This window comes from Labrys sp. 22185, from assembly GCF_052045555.1.
Classification (GTDB): domain Bacteria; phylum Pseudomonadota; class Alphaproteobacteria; order Rhizobiales; family Labraceae; genus Labrys; species Labrys neptuniae.
Map to the genome: position 1 here is coordinate 1 of NZ_JBQEPH010000095.1, position 4,432 is coordinate 4,432.

A 4,432-nucleotide genomic window follows, 5' to 3' on the forward strand; every position below is an offset into this window, starting at 1 on the left:
GAATCGTCCTGGAGTGCCGCATGTAGATCCTCGATCTGGGCACGATAGTGCTGCGCCATGTTGGGGTGCAGCAGGGGAGGCGGTTCTTCGGCATCGCCTAGGAACCGCGTCAACTCGGTCTTGCGGGCCTCGAGCTTGTGGCTGCGCTGCTTGACCGTCTCGATCGACATCGCGTCCTTGAGATAGAGATCCATAATCTTGTCGAGTTCGCGCTCGATCCGCTTGAGCTCAGCGTCTGCTGCGTCAATGGAAGCTCGGCCTTCCATGCGAAGCCGGTTCAGTTCGCGTGTAAATGCCTCGCAGAACTCCTTGAATAGGCTCGGATCCATCAGGTGATAGCGCAGGGCATCGAGGACGCGCCGTTCCAAATGATCCCGGCGAATGTTGTTGCGGTTGTCGCATGTGCCCTTGTTGCGCGCAGTTGAACAGCCGAGCAGATCTGCCGAGATCATCGAATAGCCGCTGCCGCAGCAGCCGCATTTGATCAGGCCTGAAAACAGATGCTTGGGTCGCCGCCGATAGTTGATGGAACGGATGTCGGCATGGCCATCGTCGCTGTGCTCGATTCTGTTTCCGCCTTGGCGGGCCTTCACGGCTTGCCAGAGTTCGTCGTCGACAATGCGCAGTTCCGGCACGTCCTGGTTGACCCACTCCGATTCGGGATTGGCACGGGCCTGGCGCTTGCCCGTGTCGGGGTCCTTGATGAAGCGCTGCCGGTTCCAGACGAGCTTGCCGACATAGAGTTCATTGTTGAGGATGCCATTGCCGCGCTTGGGATTGCCGTTGATGGTGCTGGCACCCCAATCGCCGCCACCAGGGCCGGCAATGCCGTCCCTGTTCAACTCATGAGCAATGCGCTTAGCCGACTTACCGTCGGCATAGTCGCGGAAGATGCGGCGGATCACCTGTGCCTGCTGCTCATTGATCGTGCGCTCGCCACGTACCAACTCGCCGCCACCGTCGACCTTCCTGACCACGTCATATCCATAGGCGTTCCCGCCACCGACCTTGCCCTGCTCGATCCGGCCACGCTGACCGCGTCGGGTCTTGTCCGCCAAGTCCTTCAAGAAGAGCGCATTCATCGTGCCTTTGAGCCCGACATGCAAATGCGAGACCTCACCTTCGGACAGCGTATGAAGCTTCACCTCCGAATAGGCCATGCGCTTGAAGAAGCCGGCGATGTCTTCCTGATCGCGGGAGAGGCGATCCATTGCTTCGGCGAGGACGAGTTGGAAGCGACCGCGACTTGCGTCCGAGATCAGGGCCTGGATGCCAGGACGAAGAAGGGAGGCGCCGGAGATGGCGTGGTCGGTATATTCCTCCACGATCTGCCAGCCTTGTCGTTCGGCATGGAGCCGGCAGATGCGAAGCTGGTCGGCAATGGAGGCGTCCCGCTGACTGTCGGATGAGTAGCGGGCGTAGATTGCGATCTTCAAGGATCATTCTCCCTTGGGATCAGGAGCGGGTCTTACGGCGCCCCTTTCTCGTCTGTGCTTCGTAGACCTGCCGCGCGGCGTGACGAGCAAGCAGGCGGACCAGTTCGACCAAGCGTCTGTCCGGACCGGCACCGTCATGCCCACATCGCGAGTCCGACTTAGTGAGCCGAAGTACACTTCCCGGCTGTGAGCGAATATCGGAAGCCATGGTTGCGCTGTTCCAAGTCGATTGCAAGCTGACAGCTGCAAGATCGTTGGAGATGAAGGCATAAGCAACTGAAATCAAAAGACAAAAAAGGTGTTGCCTGGTGCCTTCTCGCGTACTCCCGAGTGTAAAAGTAGGCAACAGCGTGCCATAGCGAATGGAAAATACGCGCGACAATAGCTTAGCCCGTTCCGCCAAGAGTGGCGGCTGCCCGAGTCGCGGACATTGCTCGCAGGCCCGAAAGCGGATGTTCGGCTTCGCGCCCCGTGCACGAACCCGCTTCGCGGGAGTGTCGCCTAGCGGTGAGGTGGCGTAATATTCACAGCCTTTGAGCGGGTGGCGGCGGCCGCCCTCGAACATGGAGTTCCCTTCAACAAGAGGAACTCGCCATGGCTACTGTGTCGACTGGTACATCCGTCTCACCCCTGCGCCAGCGCATGCAGCACGACATGCTCCTGCGTGGTCTGGGCTCGCACACGCAGCAGGATTACGTTCGTCACGTCCGACGCTTTACCGCGTTCCTGGGACGCTCGCCCGACACCGCAACACCTGAGGATATTCGCGGCTTCCAGTTGAGCCAGCATGAGAACGGCATCAGCCCTGCGACGATCAATGGCGCGGTTTCGGCACTGCGATTTCTGTTCCTGGTCACGCTGAAGCGGCGGGATCTGGGGCGTGCGCTGGTGATCGTCCGCCATCCACGCAAATTGCCCGACGTGCTAAGCGTGGAGGAAGCCGCACGGCTGCTCGAGGCCGCACCCGGCATCAAGTACAAGGCCGCGCTCGGCGTCGCCTATGGCGCCGGGCTGCGAGTGTCCGAGGTTGCGCATCTGAAGGTTGACGATGTCGACTCGACACGCATGCTGCTGCGTGTCGAGCAGGGAAAGGGCCAGAAGGACCGCAACGCGATGCTCTCGCCGCAACTGCTGGAACTGTTGCGGCTGTGGTGGCGTGAAGGAAAGCGGCGCGGGGTCATGCTTCCGCATGGCTGGCTGTTCCCGGGGCGCAGTTGCACCGACCCGATCTCGTCGCGGCAGTTGCACCGCGCGGTTCAGGAGGCCGCCGAAGTCGCAGGTATCCGCAAGCGCGTCAGCCCGCACACGCTGCGGCACAGCTTCGCCACTCACCTGCTCGAACAGGATGTCGACATCCGCGTCATCCAGGTGCTGCTCGGGCACAGCAAGCTCGATACGACCGCCCTCTACACCAAGGTCTCGACCCGGATGATCCACGCAGTCGCCGGGCCGCTCGACCGGCTGATGGCGCTGATGGAGGACAAGACACCGCCCGGGTGAGCAGGTGCGGGCGGAACTGGAGATCGCTGACATCTTCCGTGCTGCCGGTCCTGCATACCGGATCGCCCATGCCGGACGCTTGAACCTCACCCAGCTCAAGGTCATGTCGGCGATTGAGCACTGCCGCACCGCATCGCTCGGCGGGCATATCGAAGCCTGCGAGGACTGCGGCCAGTGGCGGATCGCCTATAACTCCTGCCGCAACCGGCACTGCCCCAAGTGCCAGGGCGCGGCCGCGCGGACATGGCTTACCGAGCGCGAGGCTGACCTGCTGCCGGTCGGCTACTTCCATGTCGTGTTCACGCTGCCCGCCGAGGTCGCCGACATCGCCTTCCAGAACAAGGCGTTGATCTACGACCTGCTGTTCAGGGCAGCGTCGGAGACGATGCTGACGATTGCCGCCGATCCGGAGCATCTCGGCGCACGCATCGGCATCACCGCCGTGCTCCACACCTGGGGTTCGGCGATGACGCACCATCCCCACGTGCACATGATAGTGCCGGGCGGTGGCATCGCGCTCGACGGGAGCCGCTGGATCTCGTCGCGCCCGGCCTTCCTGCTCCCGGTGCGAGTGCTTGGGGCGCTATTCCGCCGGCTCTTTCTCACCCGGCTGGTTGCGCTGTACGATGCCGGGCGGCTCGCCTTCTTCGGGTCGCAGGCGCGCCTCACCGAGCGGCGGGCATTCCTGCGCCATCTTGCTCCCGTCCGGAAGACGCGTTGGGTGGTTTACGCCAAAGCGCCCTTCGCCGGGCCGCAAGCAGTGCTCGCCTACCTGTCCCGCTACACCCACCGGGTCGCGATCTCGAACAGGCGCCTCATCAAGTTCGATGAGAGTGGCGTCACCTTCCGCTACAAGGACTATCGCCGCGACGACACCGACCGCCAGCAGGTCATGACGCTTGCCACCCACGAGTTCATCCGCCGCTTTCTGCTCCATGTCCTGCCGAGTGGCTTCCATCGCATCCGTCATTACGGCCTGCTCGCCGGCTCCGCCCGCCAGGCCAGCCTCGCGCTCGCCCGCGAGCTCCTGGACGTCGCGGCACCGTCCGATGACGACAGCCCGGGCGAACCAGACGTCCGCCCGTCATGCCCCTGCTGTGGCGGACGCATGATCGTCATCGAGGTTTTCGAACGGTGGAGGCAGCCGCGCGGACCGCCGGACCCAACGGCGACCAACCGGGAGAATTATCCATGACCCGGCATGGCATGATCCAGCCCCTAGCCGCAGACACTCAGCCTCCGGCAACAGACCCACGCGTCTCTATGGTGACAACCGATGCCGAAGGGGTAACCTCCGGCCGCGCGACGGGCCGACAACATCGCGTCGAGGCTCAACGAAGCCGTCTCTCCGCGTCCATCGCGGCGCTTCCTTCCAGCCGTCGCACCATCGCCGACATCAGCCGCAAATCGAAATCCCCATAGCCCTCAACAGTGGCCCGCGGGTTCCCGCATGGGAGGCTTTCGTACGCCTCACGGCACCCGAAACCCTTCACCAT

3 protein-coding genes are annotated in these 4,432 nt (G+C 63.0%); 2 read left to right on the forward strand and 1 reads right to left on the reverse strand.

Translation table 11 applies throughout. The features are described from left to right. Positions 1 to 1,436: recombinase family protein (locus ACTJKX_RS37850; RefSeq protein ID WP_440728472.1), on the reverse strand; the 1,436-nt coding region annotated here is incomplete at its 3' end. 594 nt (positions 1,437 to 2,030) lie between these two features. Between ACTJKX_RS37850 and ACTJKX_RS37855 the strand changes: the two genes are divergently transcribed. Together ACTJKX_RS37855 and ACTJKX_RS37860 are read left to right on the forward strand one after the other, a co-directional pair. Then, positions 2,031 to 2,936 carry a tyrosine-type recombinase/integrase gene (locus ACTJKX_RS37855; protein ID WP_440728288.1) on the forward strand — a complete coding sequence of 302 codons (906 nt, stop codon included), beginning with the start codon at positions 2,031 to 2,033 and terminating at the stop codon, positions 2,934 to 2,936. Positions 2,937 to 2,940: 4 nt separating this feature from the next. Continuing rightward, positions 2,941 to 4,131, forward strand: a complete 1,191-nt coding sequence (locus ACTJKX_RS37860; RefSeq protein WP_440728289.1) for an IS91 family transposase — start codon at positions 2,941 to 2,943, stop codon at positions 4,129 to 4,131. Positions 4,132 to 4,432 lie beyond the last annotated feature (301 nt).